This window comes from Pseudonocardia petroleophila (genome assembly GCF_014235185.1).
Taxonomy (GTDB): domain Bacteria; phylum Actinomycetota; class Actinomycetes; order Mycobacteriales; family Pseudonocardiaceae; genus Pseudonocardia; species Pseudonocardia petroleophila.
Map to the genome: position 1 here is coordinate 265,085 of NZ_CP060131.1, position 16,061 is coordinate 281,145.

At 74.2% G+C, this 16,061-nt stretch carries 15 protein-coding genes; 3 read left to right on the plus strand and 12 right to left on the minus strand.

What is annotated here, in order from left to right:
* Positions 1-91 precede the first annotated feature (91 nt).
* Positions 92-2,761 (minus strand): MFS transporter, encoded by a 2,670-nt coding sequence (locus H6H00_RS32640; RefSeq protein WP_304633050.1) that lies wholly within the window; start codon positions 2,759-2,761, stop codon positions 92-94.
* A 41-nt stretch (positions 2,762-2,802) separates the two neighbouring features.
* Here H6H00_RS32640 and H6H00_RS01310 point away from each other — a divergent pair, with 41 nt between their 5' ends.
* Positions 2,803-3,123 carry a hypothetical protein gene (locus H6H00_RS01310; RefSeq protein ID WP_221775756.1) on the plus strand — a complete coding sequence of 107 codons (321 nt, stop codon included), beginning with the start codon at positions 2,803-2,805 and terminating at the stop codon, positions 3,121-3,123.
* On the opposite strand, the gene H6H00_RS01315 is transcribed toward H6H00_RS01310, so the two are convergent.
* From H6H00_RS01315 to H6H00_RS01360, 10 genes are read right to left on the minus strand one after another with little or no spacing between them, the layout of a single operon-like run.
* Positions 3,095-3,478, minus strand: a complete 384-nt coding sequence (locus H6H00_RS01315) for a hypothetical protein (RefSeq protein WP_185719568.1) — start codon at positions 3,476-3,478, stop codon at positions 3,095-3,097. The genes H6H00_RS01310 and H6H00_RS01315 overlap by 29 nt on opposite strands.
* Complete coding sequence (locus H6H00_RS01320) at positions 3,475-5,220, minus strand: glycoside hydrolase family 15 protein (protein WP_255425517.1); 1,746 nt, start codon at positions 5,218-5,220, stop codon at positions 3,475-3,477. The genes H6H00_RS01315 and H6H00_RS01320 overlap by 4 nt, the downstream gene beginning before the upstream one ends.
* The gene (locus H6H00_RS01325) at positions 5,220-6,710 is read right to left on the minus strand and encodes a molybdopterin-dependent oxidoreductase (protein WP_185719569.1); all 1,491 of its coding nucleotides are present in this window, start codon (positions 6,708-6,710) and stop codon (positions 5,220-5,222) included. Before H6H00_RS01325 ends, H6H00_RS01320 begins: the two co-directional genes overlap by 1 nt.
* Complete coding sequence (locus H6H00_RS01330; RefSeq protein ID WP_185719570.1) at positions 6,707-8,353, minus strand: GMC family oxidoreductase; 1,647 nt, start codon at positions 8,351-8,353, stop codon at positions 6,707-6,709. Before H6H00_RS01330 ends, H6H00_RS01325 begins: the two co-directional genes overlap by 4 nt.
* Positions 8,353-9,078, minus strand: a complete 726-nt coding sequence (locus tag H6H00_RS01335; RefSeq protein WP_221775757.1) for a gluconate 2-dehydrogenase subunit 3 family protein — start codon at positions 9,076-9,078, stop codon at positions 8,353-8,355. The genes H6H00_RS01330 and H6H00_RS01335 overlap by 1 nt, the downstream gene beginning before the upstream one ends.
* Positions 9,075-9,518: a hypothetical protein gene (locus H6H00_RS01340; protein WP_185719571.1), complete on the minus strand. Its 444-nt coding sequence runs from the start codon at positions 9,516-9,518 to the stop codon at positions 9,075-9,077. The genes H6H00_RS01335 and H6H00_RS01340 overlap by 4 nt, the downstream gene beginning before the upstream one ends.
* Positions 9,518-9,856 carry a hypothetical protein gene (locus H6H00_RS01345; protein WP_185719572.1) on the minus strand — a complete coding sequence of 113 codons (339 nt, stop codon included), beginning with the start codon at positions 9,854-9,856 and terminating at the stop codon, positions 9,518-9,520. The genes H6H00_RS01340 and H6H00_RS01345 overlap by 1 nt, the downstream gene beginning before the upstream one ends.
* Complete coding sequence (locus H6H00_RS01350; protein ID WP_185719573.1) at positions 9,853-10,854, minus strand: SDR family oxidoreductase; 1,002 nt, start codon at positions 10,852-10,854, stop codon at positions 9,853-9,855. The genes H6H00_RS01345 and H6H00_RS01350 overlap by 4 nt, the downstream gene beginning before the upstream one ends.
* Entirely contained in the window at positions 10,851-11,960 is a 1,110-nt protein-coding gene (locus tag H6H00_RS01355; RefSeq protein WP_255425518.1) for an enolase C-terminal domain-like protein, read from the minus strand. The genes H6H00_RS01350 and H6H00_RS01355 overlap by 4 nt, the downstream gene beginning before the upstream one ends.
* Before the next feature lie 30 nt (positions 11,961-11,990).
* Positions 11,991-13,784, minus strand: coding sequence for a thiamine pyrophosphate-requiring protein (locus tag H6H00_RS01360; protein WP_185719574.1), 1,794 nt, complete (start codon positions 13,782-13,784; stop codon positions 11,991-11,993).
* A gap of 222 nt (positions 13,785-14,006) precedes the next feature.
* Between H6H00_RS01360 and H6H00_RS01365 the strand changes: the two genes are divergently transcribed.
* Positions 14,007-14,447 (plus strand): CBS domain-containing protein, encoded by a 441-nt coding sequence (locus H6H00_RS01365; RefSeq protein ID WP_185719575.1) that lies wholly within the window; start codon positions 14,007-14,009, stop codon positions 14,445-14,447.
* Positions 14,448-14,498: 51 nt separating this feature from the next.
* Here the strand turns inward: H6H00_RS01365 and H6H00_RS01370 are convergent, their stop codons facing one another.
* Positions 14,499-15,002, minus strand: a complete 504-nt coding sequence (locus H6H00_RS01370) for a MarR family winged helix-turn-helix transcriptional regulator (RefSeq protein ID WP_255425519.1) — start codon at positions 15,000-15,002, stop codon at positions 14,499-14,501.
* Positions 15,003-15,070: 68 nt separating this feature from the next.
* Here H6H00_RS01370 and H6H00_RS01375 point away from each other — a divergent pair, with 68 nt between their 5' ends.
* Positions 15,071-16,042 carry an APC family permease gene (locus H6H00_RS01375; RefSeq protein WP_185719577.1) on the plus strand — a complete coding sequence of 324 codons (972 nt, stop codon included), beginning with the start codon at positions 15,071-15,073 and terminating at the stop codon, positions 16,040-16,042.
* Positions 16,043-16,061: the final 19 nt, after the last annotated feature.

Genomic DNA, 16,061 nt, shown 5'->3' on the forward strand with positions numbered 1-16,061 from the left:
CTGTCGGCGGCCGGCACACATCACGCGAAGCGGGTCACCGCCTGCGCCACACCGCCGCGGCCAGGGCGAGGATCATCGCGACGGGCAGCTGTCAGGAGGAGGAGGAGTCCGGGGGCCCGTAGCTGCGGCGGGTGAGCCGCCTGACCCGTCCCTCCTCGACCGCGGTGCCCAGCGCCGAGCCGAACCGGCCGGGGCCCCAGTAGCGGGCGCCGACGATCCGGGCCAGCTCCTTTCGGTCGGCGGGGCCGTGCTCGGCCAACGCGCGTGCCAGCACGTCGACCTCGCGGTCCAGCGCCTCGTGCTCGGCGCGTACTGAGGGCGGCTGCCCGCCGATCCGTGCCGCGCCCAGCGTGGGGCTGGGGCCGAGCCGCAGGCGGCGCACCCCGTCGCGGCCCTCCCGCCGGGCCAACCGGGCCCGGATCCGATCCTCGCGCTCGGCGGCCTCCCGGTTCCGCGCGGCCCGCTCGTCACCGGCGCCCCCCTCCGCGGCGCCCCCCTCCGCGGCGCCCCCGTCAGCGGCGTCCCCGTCAGCGGCGTCCCCCTCAGCGGCGTCCCCCTCAGCGGCGTCCCCGTCAGCGGCGTCCCCCTCACCGTCGGCCGGCTCCCCGGCGGCGGCTTCCCCGTCGCCCGCCGCCCCACCTGGGTCGGGTGCGAGCTCGTCGGCCGCGGCGCGGTGCTCGGCCGCCTGGACCCGCTCCTCGGCCGCGGCCCCGCGCCGCTCCAGCTCGGTGGCCGCGGCCTCGTGCCGGGCGCGGCCGGCGTCGTCGCCCACACCCCGTGCCTCGTGCGTGCCGGCCCGTTCCTCGTGCAGCCGCGCCCAGACCTCGTGCACCTCCGCGCGCGCGGCGGCGACGCGCCGGTCCGGCCCGTCGGTCTCGGCGAGCAGCTGTGCGGCGAAGGCCCGCTGCTCGCGGGCCATGGCCCGCTCCTCGGCGGCGGCGGCCCGGGCCAGGTGCCGGCGGGCGTCGGCGTCACCCTCGGCGGCGAGGGCCGCGATGCGCTCGGCGAGCATCCGGGCCCGCTGCTCGGCCGCCTGGGCCCGCTCGAGGGCGCCCGCGCCTGATCCGTCCCGGGCGGCGGCCAGCTGGTCGTGAGTCGCGGCCTGCTCGTCGAGCTCGTCGGCGCGCAGCTCGTCGATCTCGGCGAGGGTGCGGGCGACGCGGGCCTGGTCGGCAGAGCCGGCGGCCTCCCGCTCGTGCACCTCGGCCCGGTGCTCGGCGGCCCGCGCCCTGGCCCGCTCCGCCTCCTCCCGGCAGTGCTGCGCGGTCCGGCGATGGTCGGGGCCCGCCTGCGTCCCGTTGCCGCCGTCGGTGCCCTGCTCCGCGGTGAGCGGCTGGGCGATCGACTCCAGGCTGGCGCCCTCGGCCTGCACCCCGAACAGCAGCTCGGTGATCCCGCCGACCGCCATCACCGCCGCGCCGATCAGGAACGCCAGCGTGACCAGCCCGCGTTGCTCGGACCCGATCAGCTGCCCGAACAGCAACGGACCCGCGATGCCGCCGACCCCGGTGCCGATCGCGTAGAAGAACGCGATGGCCAGCGCCCGGGTCTCCATCGGGAAGATCTCGCTGACCGTCAGGTACGCCGCGCTGGCCCCGGCCGAGGCCAGGAAGAACGTGACCACGATCAAGGCGATGAGCAGCCACTCGTTGCCGATGTGGAACAGGAACACCGCGGCCAGGGGCAGCGTGGCCGCCGCCGAGCCGAGGTAGGTCCCGGCGATCATCGGTTTGCGCCCGACGGTGTCGAACAGCCGACCCAGCGTCAGCGGCCCCAGCAGGTTGCCCACCGCGTAGATGATCACGAAGACGGGCACGAAGCTCGCCGCCACCCCATAGAACGTCGTGAACAGCGTGCCGAGGTTGAACGTGATCCCGTTGTAGATGAACGCCTGCCCGATGAACAGCGCGAGGCCCAGCACCGCCCGCTTCGGGTAGAGCGTGAACGCGGTATGCCCGATCGTGCGGAAGGGGATGGTGGTGCGCTGCCGCACGGTGAGGGTCTCCCCCGGCTCGTCGAGCGACTCGCCGGTCTCGTACTCGACGTCGCTCTCGATACCGCCGACGATGCGCTCGGCCTCCTCCTCGCGGCCGTGGATGAACAGCCACCGCGGGCTCTCCGGCACGTGCCTGCGCACCAGGAAGATCGTCAGGCCCAGCACGGCGCCGACCCCGAAGGCCAGCCGCCACCCCAGGTCGGCGGGGAAGATCGCCCGGCTGAGGAACAGCAGCGCGAACGCCGCCCCGGCCGCCGAGCCCAGCCAGTAGGTGCCGTTGATCAGCAGGTCCACCCGGCCGCGGACCCGGGCCGGGATCAGCTCGTCGATCGCGGAGTTGATCGCCGCGTACTCCCCCCCGATCCCCGCACCGGTGACGAACCGGGCCAGGAAGAAGAACCACGCCGAGAACGAGAACGCCGTGGCCACGGTGGCCACGATGTACACGCCCAGCGTCAGCATGAACAGCTTCTTGCGGCCGAACCGGTCGGTCAGGTGCCCGAAGAACAGCGCGCCGGCGCAGGCGCCGACGATGTAGATCGCCCCGGCGAGCCCGACCTGGCCCGCCGTGAGGTTCAGCCCGCTGTCGGGTTCGGTGAGCCGGGCGGCCACCGAGCCCACCATCGTCACCTCGAGCCCGTCGAGGACCCAGACCGTGCCGAGCCCGATCAGGACCCGCCAGTGGAACCGGCTCCACGGCAGCCGGTCCAGCCGCGCGGGCACGCGGGTGTGGATGACGCCCGTCTCGATCGTCTGTTCTGCCATCGCTTCGCCTATCTCGTCGCGAGTGCGGGTACCCGTCGGTCGTGACGGGTTGCGGGCTGTGGGGGCACCGGTACCGGTTCCGCGCGGACGGGGCCACGATGCGGTGGGAGTGCGCGCGGGGGTGCGGCGCGGGCGGCAGCAAGGTCTATCCCGACGGCGCCGCCGCCGCGCGCTTCGCCGCGGCGTTCGACCGGGAGGACCGGGCCGACCTCGGCCGGCGCGCGCCGCTGGTCGGCCTGCTCCCGCTGCGCCTGTGGCGCGCGGTGCGGCGGCGCGGCACGCACTGGCTCGGACACGGCCCCGGCCGGCGACCGGCGCGCGGCGCGCAGGAGCTCAGCCACGGTCCCGGCCCCGTCCGGTGAACGCAGCGGTGGCCGCGACGGCGGCGGCGACGGCCAGGCCGAGTGCGGGCAGGCCCACGCGGGCGCGGCCGGCGGCGCGGGCCGGGTCGAGCCGGGCCCGCAGCTCGGTCGCGGTGCCGGCGAGCGCGGCGGTGGCCGAGGCGGTGGCCTCGGCCAGCGCGTCGGTGTCCCCGCGCGCCCGGGCCGTGCGCGCGGCCAGCTCGGCGCGCCGCTGCGCCACCGGCCGCCCGCCCAGCACCTCCCGGCCCCGGGTGTGCGCGGCGACCTCGGCCGGTGACGCGCCCGGCCCGCGGCCGCCCAGCAGCCGCGCGCGGACCCGGGCCAGCAGCACGACCTCCGGTGCTTCCGGGGTCATCGGTCCGACGCCAGCCGCAGCGAGCTCTCCAGCATCAGGGCGTGCACGAACGCCTGCGGGAGGTTGCCGCGCAGCTGGCGCTGGGCCACGTCGTACTCCTCGCTGAACAGGCCCGGCGGCCCGCACGCCGCCCGGTTGCGCTCGAACCAGGTGGCGGCGGCGACGGGGTCGCCCTGCTGGTGCGCGGCCAACGCCATGAGGAAACCGCACAGCCCGAACGCGCCCTCGGCCTCGCCGAGCGGGCGGGCGTCCTGCCGGAACCGGTAGACGTAGCCCTCCTCGGCCAACTCTTCCTGCACGGCGGCCACGGTCGCCACGGAGCGGGCGTCGGCGGCGGGCAGGGCGCCGCGGATCGCGGGCAGCAGCAGCGCGGCGTCGACCCGGGGGTCGTCGGGCGCGCGCTGCCACCGCCCTGAGGGGTGCACGCAGTCGGCCGTGTCGGCCAGGATCGCGTCGGCCAGTGCGCTCCAGCGGGCGGCGTCGCCCGGCGCGGCGCCCGCGCCCGCGATCGCGCGCAGCCCCGCGACGCAGGTCAGCCGGGAGTGGGCCCAGCGCCGGTCGTCGAGCTCCCAGATGCCGGCGTCCGGGTCGCCCCAGCGGGTCTCGATCGCGGCGACGGTGGCTCGCAGCGCCTGACGGTGCTCGGTGTCGAGGCGGTCGTGGCGGGCCGCGGCGGCGAACAGCAGCAGGGCCTCGCCGAACGCGTCGAGCTGGAACTGCGCGTTCACGTGGTTGCCGAGCACGTCGCGCCCGCCGGGGTAGCCGGGCAGGTCGAGAGGGCGCTGGTCGGGGACGGCGCCGCCGGTGACGGTGTAGGCCGGCTTCAGCTCGGGCCCGTCGGCGAGGACCCGCTCGGCGACGAACCGGACGGCGTCGTCGAGCAGCGGGTGCGGCCCGTCGACGGCGACGGCCTGGCCCGCGTAGCACTGGTCGCGGATCCAGACGTAGCGGTAGTCGTAGTCGCGGCCCTGCGCGGCGCGCTCGGGCAGCCCCATCGTGGCCGCGGCGACCATGCCGCCGCCGGAGCCGGTGAGCCCGCGCAGCACCGCGTAGGCGTGCCGGGCGTCGCGCGGGGCGATGCTGGCGTCCAGCGGCGGCACCGCGCCGGCCCACGCGGCCTCGGTGCCCGCCCAGGCGAGGTCCGGGTCCGGCGGCACGCCGCCCAGTGGGGTGTCGGCGATCTCCAGAACCAGGTCACGGTGCCCGCCTTCGGGCAGGTCGCAGGTCAGGAGGAGCCGATCGCCGTCGACGCGGGCATCGGGCGCCCCGGTCCAGCGCATCCGCAGCTCACCGGACCGGGCCTCCCAGCACCCGCCGTCGCCGCGACGCGGCTCGCGCAGGGGCTCGCGGCCGAACCGGGCCGCGGGCGCGCAGACCACCTCGACCCGGGCGTCCCCCGCCACCGCCACGATGCGGCGCAGCACGACCGTCCGGTGCCGGTCGCCGGGGAACGCCAGCGCCTCACGGCACTCCACGATGCCGGTGTCGGTGACCCAGCGGGAGCGCCAGATGAGGGTGCCCGGCTCGTAGTACCCGCCCCAGACGAACCGGCCGGCCGGGGTCACCGCGTATGAGCCGCCGCCGCCGACCAGCGAGGAGAACACCGCGTCGGAGTCCCACCGCGGGGCGCACAGCCAGGCGATGTCGCCGCGGGGGCCGATCAGGGCGCCGCGCTCCCCGTCTGCCAGCAGCGCGTACTCGCGCAGGACGTGAGGTGGGCTGCCCATCAGATCGCCACTCATCAGATCCCCGCCGCGTTCGCGTAGTACATCTGGTCCTCGCGCCAGCCGCCCATGCCCAGGCCGATGTCACCCGGGTCGTCGACGAACTCGATCGCGGTGATCCACTTGACCATCTTGTAGCCCAGCTGGGTCTCCACCCGCAGCCGCACCGGGGCCCCGTGCTCCACCGGCAGCGGGCCACCGTTCATGTCCAGGGCGAGGATCGTCTGGGCGTGCGCGGCCAGGTGCAGGGGCAGCGACTCGTAGAAGAACCCGTAGCGGCCCTCCCCCTCGGTGAGCCCCTTGTCGTCCATGGCGTGGAACACGACGAACTTCGCCTCGGGCGCCACCCCGACCCGCTCGACCACCGCGCGCAGCGGGACCCCGCTCCACTCGGCTACCGCGGTCCAGCCCTGGATGCAGTGGTGCTTCACGACCTGGCCGGCCTGCTCCATCTCGCGCAGCTCGTCGAGCGACAGCGACACCGGCCGCTCGACGAGCCCGCCGACGACCAGCCGGTAGTCGGCGAACCCGTCCGCGGCGGCGCGCTCGTACTCCGGGCCGGTCGGCGGGTAGCCGTTGATCCGGTGATAGGCCGAGATGTCGCGGCGCCGGAAGCGCTGCCGCGACCGGAACGACCGGGACACCGCCCGCTCGAACGGGTCGACGACGACGCCGAGCAGCCGCTGGGTCCGCCGCCGGTAGCGCAGCGAGAACCAGGTGACCACCACGTGGAAGACCACGATGCCGACGAGCCCGGTGATCCCGAGGCCGACGGCGAGCGCGTGGTTCGAGCCGGGCGTGCCCAGCACGATCTTCGTGAACCCCTCGGGCAGGCCGTGCACGACCACCAGGAACACGTGCACCACGGTGAACGCGCCGAACGCGCACAGGCCCAGGAAGTGCAGGCTGCGGGCGCCCTGCTTGCCGCCGAACAACCGCCCGTACCAGGGGAAGCGGGCCAGCAGTGACGGCGACATCGCGGCCCCGGTGGCGATCTGGAACGGCGCCAGCACGAAGACCACCAGGAAGTAGGCGAGCTTCTGGGCCGGCTCGAAGGGCTGCCCGGGGATCTTCTTCGGCAGCCGGAACTGCAGGTACTCCCCCACCGCCCGGATCGAGTCCGGCACGATCGACCAGCTCGTGGGCACCAGGTAGCGCCAGTAGCCGGTGGCGAACACCAGCACCACGTAGACCAGGCCGGTGAGGATCCAGAACTGCACGGTGAGGAAGTGCCAGTGCCGGCCCAGGCCGAGGTTCTTGCGGCCCGGCAGCGCGACCACCGGGTTCCAGGACTCCTCCTCGTCGAGCGAGGTCCAGGTGCGCCGGGAGTCGGCGCCGAAGGTCTTCTTCGAGAACCGGGCCCACTCGCGGCCGGGCGGGCAGCCGTCGTGCCAGTACAGCTTCGGGAACGCCGAGAGCACCTCCAGCCCCGAGCGGGCCAGCAGCAGCAGGAAGAACAGGTTGAGGAAGTGCAGGATCGCGACCCACAGCGGGTAGAACGGCGTCATCGTCCCCCCAACCGCTCCGCGAGCCGCGAGGCCAGCGCCATGATCGTCAACGCCGGGTTGGCGGCGCCCTGGGTGGGGCACACCGAGCCGTCGGCCACGAAGACGTTGGGCACGTCCCAGATGCGGTGGTCGGCGTCCACCACGCTCTCCTCGGGCGAGCGCCCCATCCGCGCGCCGCCGATGAGGTGCGCGAAGCGCTGGATGGTCAGGACGTCCTGGGCGCCCGCGGCCTCCAGGATCCCGCCGATGACGTCGGTGGAGTACGCCATGTTGGCGCGGTCGTTGTCGGAGAGCGAGTAGTCCATGCGGGCCACCGGCTGGCCGTAGCGGTCGACGTCGTCGGCCAGGGTGACCCGGTTGTCCGGGTGGGCGAGCAGCTCGTTGAGCACGCCGATCGTGGCCCAGTGGTTGTAGTCGCGCATGTACTCGCGCAGCGCGCGGCCCCAGTGCCCGTCGGCCAGCACGTGCTCGGCCCAGCCGATCGGCAGCGGCGAGACGGTCTGCACCGAGAACCCGCGGGCGAACCCGCGGCCCGGGTGGGTCTCGTAGAATTGCTCGGAGGAGATCTCCGGCGGCGGCCCCTTGTACATGCGCAGCTCGTCGGGGAACCGGCCCGCGCTCTGGGTGGCGCCCTGCACCATCACGTAGCGGCCCACCTGGTCGGCGTTGTTGCCCAGCCCGTGCGGGTGCCGCCGGCTCGTGGAGGCCAGCAGCAGTCGCGGGGTCTCGATCGAGTACCCGGCGACGGCGACGGCCCGGGCGCGCTGCAGCCGCCGCGCGTCGCCGTCGGCGTAGACCACGCCGCGGGCCCGGCCCGTGTCGTCGTCGATCTCGACGCGCAGCGCCATCGCGTCCGCGCGGATCTCCACGGCGTGCGCGAGCGCGTCGGGCAGGTGCGTGACGTACGGGCTGGCCTTCGCGTTGACCTTGCAGCCCTGCAGGCAGTAGCCGCGGTAGATGCAGTGCGGGCGGTTGCCGAACGTGCCGTTGACGATCCCGACCGGCCCGACCCGCATGTCCACGCCGGCGCGCTGCGCGCCCTCACGCAGCAGCGCCGCCGCGCCGGTGACCGGGTGCGGGGAGAACGGGTAGCGGTGCGGGTGCCCCCACGGCCAGTCCTGCCCGGCCACCGGCAGCTCCAGCTCCACCTGCTCGTAGTGCGGCAGCAGGTCGGCGTAGCCGATCGGCCAGTCGGCGCCCACGCCGTCGTCGGTGAACGTGGTGAAATCGCTCGGGTGGAACCGGGGCGTGTACCCGGCGTAGTGCACCATCGACCCGCCCACGCCGCGCCCGGAGTTGTTCTTGCCCAGCTCCACCGGGTCGGCGCCGCCGATCACCCGCTCCTGGGTCCAGTACAGGGAGTGGCTGCCGGCCTCGTCGGACACCCAGTCGGAGTCGGGATGCCAGAACGGGCCCGCTTCCAGCACCACGATCCGCCAGCCCTTGCGGGCGAGGCGCTGGGCCAGCACCGACCCGCCCGCGCCGGCGCCGACGATCACCAGGTCGACCTCGTCGTCGTCGGCGTAGCGACGCATCGTGGCCTCGCCGGGCAGGTCGCGATCGTGCACGTCGAGCAGGAACCTCGAGTCGTTGTCCCGCGGGCCGACCGAGCCCTTGAGCACACCGCGCCAGAAGGTGCCCATCAGGCGCCCTCGCGTACCGGGTCGACGTCGAGCGCGCCCGGTCTCTCGAACGGCTCCCGGCCGGCCGCGCCCGCCTGCCCCGGCCCGCCCAGGCGCAGGAAGCCGCGCGGGTAGGCCGGGCCGCCGAACCCGATCTCGTTCCACGCCCAGGGGTGGGAGTAGAACGCGGCCAGCGCCGCGCGCATGACGACCGACCAGGCGCGCGGCACGTCCAGCCCGTCCCAGGGGCCACCGACCAACCGCCCCGCGGCCAGCTCGGCGACGACGTGCTCGCGCCGCTCCTCGGTGGTCTCGGCGAACGGGGCGCGGTAGGCCGAGCGGGCGGTGTGGTCGAGCCCGGCCAGCACGCGGCGCCACGTCTCGTCGTCGCGGGGCATGTCGGCGTGCCGGTAGCCGTCCAGGCGCCCGTCGGCGAACTTGGCGTCCACCATCTCGGCGACCGGGACGCGCGGCTCGGCGTCCTGGGCGAGGACCGTGTCGCAGAACGCGCGCAGTGCGGGCTCCTCGTCCCGGGTGAAGAAGCGCAGCGGGCCGGGCGGCTCCAGGCGGGCGAGCACGACGTGGCGGGTGGCGTCGTCCCAGGTGTCGACGGCGTCGAGCACGTCGAAGTCGGGGTAGCGGCCGATCATCTGCGGGGTGGTGCCTCGGCGCTGGCGGGGCAGCCAGCTCGGCGGCGGGGGACGCTGCCCGGGGCGCAGCTTCGGCAGGTGGTCCGGGCTCCTCACCGCTCCCTCCGCAGCACCGAGGCCAGCAGGCCCATCCCGCCGACCATCGCCATCAGCCCCGGCGCGGAGATCGGCGGGCCCATCGGCAGGTTGTAGGACCACAGCCGCCAGCCACCGGGCTTGCGGGCCACGCCGCGGGCGTGGAAGTACTCCCCCAGCAGCCCGTTGGCGGCGTAGAGCCCGGCGGTGACGGGCAGCGCGGTGCGGGCCCACCGCTGCGAGAACACACCACCGATCCCGGCCACCACCAGCGGCGGGGTGAGCAGCACCGGGCTCCACATCCAGCGGTTGCCGAAGCTGCCCTTGTAGTGCTCCAGGTACACCTCGGCCCCGGTGACCACCGCGGAGACGGCGGTCAGCCCGGACAGGGCGCGTTCGAAACGACCGTGCGCGACGTCGTGCAGAAGCTGCTCGGCCGGGTTGCGTCGTGAGAACTTCATCAACTGCTCCCTGTGCTCTTGCGGGCGGTGGCCAGGCAGAACGCGGCGGCGACGGCGGCGTCGAGCAGAGCCGGGCGGCGCCACCGCCGGTCCAGCGCGGCGAGGCCGAGGCAGGTGGCCGCGTGCACCCCGTCGACGGCGGCGGACACGGCCGACACGCCCGGCCCCGGCCGCAGCACCACCAGCCCGGCCTGGGCCAGGTGTCGCGCCCCGAGCACCCGCAGCACGGCCCGCGCGCGGCGGGGCTCGTCGGAACGGGGCCGGGTGGCGAGTACGAACACGGCGTCCGGTGCCGCCAGCAGAACCGCGCCCCAGACGGCGCGGACGGTGGCCGTCATCGGGCCCGAACCTGCGTGGCGACCAGCGCGGTCAGCGCCGCGGCGCCCATCGCGCCGAGCAACCCATGATGGCGCGACGCCCATACCTGGGGGCTGCGGCGGATCGAGCGCTCGTCGAACACGCCGTGGGCGCCGAAGTCCCGCCCGGCCGCGCCGTCGGCGGGCTCCCACAGGTTTGCAGGCTGCTCGGGGTCGCGCGGCTGCCCGGTCTGCTGCGAGGCGTAGCCGGTGCGGCCCAGGTAGCGGTCGAGCAGGCCCGGCGCGATCTTGTTCGCGACGATCGTGCCCACCGTGCTCGCCCCGACCCAGTACTCGCGGCGCCGGGGATGGTCCGCGGCGTACACCACCGCCCCGGCGGCCACCTCGGGCTGGTAGATCGGCGGCACCGGCTGGGCGTGGTGCGGCAGCCGGGACAGCACCCAGGAGAACTGCGGGGTGTTCACCGCCGGCATCTGCACCATCGTCACCGCCACCTTGCTGCCCCGGTGGCGCAGCTCGCACAGCAGCGACTCGTGGACGCCCCGAAGCGCGTGCTTCGCCCCGCAGTAGGCGCTCTGCAGCGGGATCCCGCGGAAGCCCAGCGCCGAGCCGACCTGCACGATCGTGCCGCGGTCCCGCGGCAGCATGCGGTCCAGCGCGGCGCGGGTGCCGTGCACGTAGCCCAGGTAGCTCACCTCGGTGACGCGGCGGAACTCCTCGGGCGCGATCTCGGTGAACGGCGCGAACACCGAGGTGAAGGCGACGTTGACCCACACGTCGATCGGGCCGAGCTCGCTCTCCACCCGCGCGGCGGCCGCCTCGACGGCCGCGTGGTCGGCGGTATCCACCGCGATCGGCAGTGCCGTCCCGCCGGCCCGTTCCACCTCCTTCGCCGCCGCGCGCAGCCCGACCTCGCCGCGGGCGAGCAGGGCGACGCGGGCGCCGCGCGCCCCGAACGCCACCGCGCTGGCCCGGCCGATCCCGCCGCTGGCTCCCGTGACGACCACGACCTGGCTCATGCCGCTCTCCTCATTCGTTGCTCGGTGGGCCGGACCCGGTAGCACTCGGCCACGTCGCGGCGCAGCGTCAGCCCGGTACCGGGCGCACCCGGGTCGGGCGTGACGGTGCCGCCGGTCGGGTCGAGGCAGCCCTCGAAGAACATCTGCTCGATCCGGACGTGGTCGTGGAACCACTCCAGGTGCACCACGTTCGGCGTGGCCGCCGCGACGTGCGCGTGCACATGTGGGGCGCAGTGCCCGGACACCGGCAGGTGGTGGGCGGCCGCGATCTCCGCGGCCGCGCGGAACCCGGTGATGCCGCCGCAGCGCGTCGCGTCGGCCTGCAGGCAGTCCACCGCGCCTGCCTCGCACATCCGGCGGAAATAAGTCGGGTCACCGCCGTACTCGCCCGCGGCGACGTCCGGTCGCACCGCGTCGCGGACCTCACGCAGCCCGGCGAGGTCGTCGGAGGAGACCGGCTCCTCGACCCACGTCACGTCCAGCTCGGCCGCGGCGGCCATGACCCGGATCGCCTGCTTGCGCCCGTAGGCGCCGTTGGCGTCGACGAACAGCTCGACGTCGCGCCCCACCACCTCGCGGGCCTGCGCCATCCGGCGCAGATCGCGCGCGGTGTCCGTGCCCCACGACTCCCCGATCTTGATCTTCACGCGGGGGATGCGCTGCTCGTGGGCCCAGCCGCCGAGCTGTTCGGCCAGCCGGCCGTCGCCGTAGGTGGTGAACCCGCCGCTGCCGTACACCGGCACCTCGGTCCGCACGGTGCCGAGCAGCCGGTGGAGCGGCAGGTCGAGCAGCCGGGCCTTGAGGTCCCACAGCGCGAGGTCGACGGCCGACAGCGCGTAGCCGGCGGCGCCGGTGCGCCCGGCGTTGCGCACGGCCACCACCATCGCCTCGTAGGCGGCGCCGACGTCGAGGGCGTCGCGGCCGAGGACCTGCCCGGCCAGCTGGTCGGTGACGATGCGGGTGCAGGCCGCGGGCCCGTAGGTCCAGCCGGTGCCGCAGGTGCCGCCGGCGCGCACCTGCACCAGCACCATCGTCGTGGCGTCCCAGGCCAGCGTGCCATCGGCTTCGGGCGCGTCGGTGGGCACCGTGAAGGCCGAGGCCTCCACGGACTCCACCGGGGTCGCCCCGCGCACCGCTCAGCCCTCCCGGTGCGGCAGGAACTCCTGCAGCTTGGTCTTCACGCCCTGTTTCAGCACGCCCCAGCGGTCCTCGTCGCCGGCCAGCATCGCCTTGGTCGCGCTGATCATCTGGTCGGTGGTGGCGTGCGGCGGGATCGGGGGCACGTTCGGGTCGCAGCGCACGTCGAGCACGGTGGGGCGGTCCGCGGCCAGCGCCCGGTCCCAGGCCGGCCCGATGTCGTCGGGCTTGTCCACGTGGATGGCCTGCAGGCCCAGGCCCGCCGCGAACCCCGCGTAGTCGACGTCGGGCAGCGACTGCGACTCCACGAACTTGGGCGCCCCGCTCATCGCCCGCATCTCCCAGGTGACCTGGTTGAGGTCGTCGTTGTGCAGCACCGCGACGACCAGCCGCGGGTCGGCCCACCGCTCCCAATAGCGCTTGATCGTGATCAGCTCGGCGAGGCCGTTCATCTGCATCGCGCCGTCGCCGGCGAACACGACGACCGGGCGGTCCGGGCAGGCGAACTTCGCCCCGATCCCGTAGGGCACGCCGGGGCCCATCGTGGCGAGGTTGCCCGACAGCGACCCGCGCATGCTGCCGCGGAAGCGCAGCAGCCGCGCGTACCAGTTGGCCGAGGACCCCGAGTCGGTGGTGACGATCGCGTCGTCGGGCAGCCGGTCGGACAGCTCGGAGAACAGCCGCATCGGGCTGACCGGGTCGGCCTCGACGGCGGCCTCCATCGCCATCGTCTCCCACCAGCGGGCCACGTCGGACTCGATGCCCTCGCGCCAGGACCGGTCGGCCTTGCGCTCCAGCAGGGGGATCAGCGCGCGCAGCGTGGCGGCGGCGTCGCCGACGAGGTTGACCTCGTAGGGGTAGCGCATCCCGATCATCGTCGGGTCGAGGTCGATCTGCACCGCGCGGGCCTGGTCGAACTCGGGAAGGAACTGGGTGTACGGGAAGCTGGACCCGACCGTCAGCAGCGTGTCGCAGCCCATCATCATCTCGTAGCTCGGGCGGGTGCCCAGCAGCCCGATCGACCCGGTCACCCACGCGGGCTCGTCGGAGAGCACGTCCTTGCCCAGCAGCGCCTTGGCCACGCCCGCGCCGAGCAGCTCGGCCACCTGCTCGATCTCGGCGGCCGCGCCGCGGGCACCGGACCCCACCAGCATCGCCACCCGCTCCCCCGCGTTGAGCACCTCCGCCGCGCGGCGCACGGCGGCGTCGTCGGGGGCGGTCTGCGGCCAGTCCACGCCCAGGCTGGAGGGCACCATCTTGAACTCGTGGGTCGGCGCGGAGTACTCGAGCTCCTGCACGTCGGACGGGATGATGATCGCCGTGGGTGCGCGGCGGGCGACCGCGGTGCGGACCGCCCGGTCGAGCACCCCGGGCAGCTGCTCGGGCACGGTGACCATCTGCACGTAGTCGCTCGCCACGTCCTTGAACAGGCTCAGCAGGTCGACCTCCTGCTGGTAGGACCCGCCCATCGCGCTGCGGTTGGTCTGCCCGACGATGGCCACCACCGGCACGTGGTCGAGCTTCGCGTCGTAGAGGCCGTTGAGCAGGTGGATCGCGCCGGGCCCCGAGGTCGCGACGCACACGCCGAGGCGTCCACCGAACTTCGCGTACCCGACGGCCTCGAACGCCGCCATCTCCTCGTGGCGAGCCTGCACGAACCGCGGACCGTCCTCCGCCCGCCCCCACGCGGCCAGCAGGCCGTTGATCCCGTCCCCCGCGTAACCGAAGACGGTCTCCACCCCCCACCCACGCAGCCGGTGCAGCAGGAAATCGGCGACGGTCGGTGCGGCCATCCGGTCCTCCTCGACGATCGGGTCAACGGGTCCTGACTCGCCAAAAGTCATTGCGTTTACGCATACGTTGCCTAAGTACCTGCTTCGGCGCAAGCGGTTCCCCGAAGTTCGAAGCCCCCTATGGCGCAGGTCACAGTATGTGCATGAGTGCTGTAAGTGCGTATGCGCAACGACTATCGTTACGCACACATAAGTGGGGTGTCGTCACAAGGAGGTAGTCCGATGAAGGTCGCCGACGTCCTGAGGAGCAAGGGCCGTGTCGTGGAGACGGTGCAGTCGTGGACCCCGGTGTCCGCGGCGATCCAGCGGCTGGTCGGGCCGCCGGCGATCGGCGCCCTCGTCGTCTCCGACGACGGCCACGGACGCGTCGACGGCATCCTCACCGAACGCGACATCCTCCGTGGCCTGCACCGGGCGGGCCCCGCCATGACCGATCGCGCGGTGGCCGAGTTCATGTCCCGACACGTGCCGACCTGCACGGACGAGGACACCCTCACGCAGGTGATGGCCGAGATGACGCGGTCCCGGCACCGCCACATGCCGGTCACCGACGACGGGGTGCTGTGCGGCCTGATCAGCATCGGCGACGTCGTGCGGCACCGGGTCGACGAGATGCGGATGGAGACCGACGTGCTGCGCGACCTGTATCTCGCCCGCCGCTGAGACGTCCCCTGGGGACCGGGGGCCGCGCGGGGTGGGCCCCGACCGGGCCCGTCAGTCGGCGGTGGTCCAGCCCAGCGACCACACCGCGCCGTCGGGGACCTCACCGGCCGCCGCCGCGAAGGCGCGCAGTACCGGTATCAGCGCGCGGCGCCGGCTCGGCGGCATCCGCCCGAGGATCTCGGCGATCGCGGTACGGCGCTCGCCCATCACCCGGTCGACCAGGGCGCGGCCGTCGGCGGAGAGCTCGAGCACGAGGTTGCGGCGGTCGGTCGGGTCGTCCCGGCGGTCCAGGAATCCGGCGACGACCAGCCTCTCGACCGCCCTGGTCGCGTTGGACGGATGCACGCCGAGACCCGCCGCGACCGCACCCAGGTTCAACCCGCCGCGGCTGCCGACCATGACCAGCACGCGCAGCTGTGGCAATGTGACCAGCTCGTCGACCGCCGCGACCGACTGCGCACTCACCGCCACCAGTACGCGGGTGGCGGCCATCACGACCTCGACCTCGAGGTCGTCGACGCGGCCGGTGACCTCTTGCTCCTCGCGCGTGCTCACGCGCTCAGTGTGCACCCCCGCCGCCCGGAGCGACACCCACCCCCGCAGCATATGCCTATACGCAACGGTTGCGATATACCGACAACCCGCAGCGCAACGTCCCGTTCGCGATCGTCGACTCCATCGCGATCACCGTGGTGATCTACATCCTGCTGCAGGTCGCGTTCCTCACCGCACTGCCCGCCGACGCACTCGCCGGCGGCTGGGCCACTCTCTCAGCCTCGGCGACGGCGAGATCGCCGGACCGCTGGCCGGACTGTCGCTGGTGCTGGGTGCGGTGCGGCTGGCCGTGCTGCTGCGCGTCGGCGCCGTGGTCTCCCCCCGCCGACACCGGCCTGATCTATGCCGGGGGCACCACCCGGCCGGCCTACGCGGGAGCTCGCAACGGCAACGCCCCGCAGGCCCTGACGAGGCTCACCTCCCGCGGCATACCGCGGGTGTCGATCCTGCTGATGTTCGTCGTCGGCTGCCTGTTCTTCCTGCCCTTCCCCGGGTGGCAGCAGTTCATCGGGTTCATCACCTCGGCCTTCGCGATCTCGTTCGGCGCCGGGCCGCTGGTCGTCGGGGCGCTGGGCCGCCAGCTGCCCGACCAGGACCGCCCCTTCCGCGTCCCAGGCGGCGACCTACTGCCCTACCTCGCGTTCCTCGCCTCGGGCCTGCTGGTGTTCTGGGCCGGCTGGGCGATCAACGAGAAGATGCTCATCGCCCTGCTCATCGGCTACGCCGTGTTCGCCGCCTACTCGATCTGCAACCGGGCCGCGATGCCGCCGCTGGAGCTGCGCGCCGCATCGTGGTTCCCGCTCTGGGTCGGCGGCCTCGCCGTGATCAGCTACCTCGGCGACGTCGACTCCGACGCACCCGCCGATCCCGGTCTGCTGCTGAACGGCGGGGACGGCCCGCTCGACCTGATCTGGGGGCCCGTCGCGGTGGCCGCGCTCAGCGCGGCGGTCTACGCCTACGCGATGGCCGTCCGGCTCCCGGCCGATCGGGCGGCGGCGAACATCAGCCGGCTGCCCGCGGACGAGCCGGAACTCCGCTGAGATCGCGGCGACGACCGGA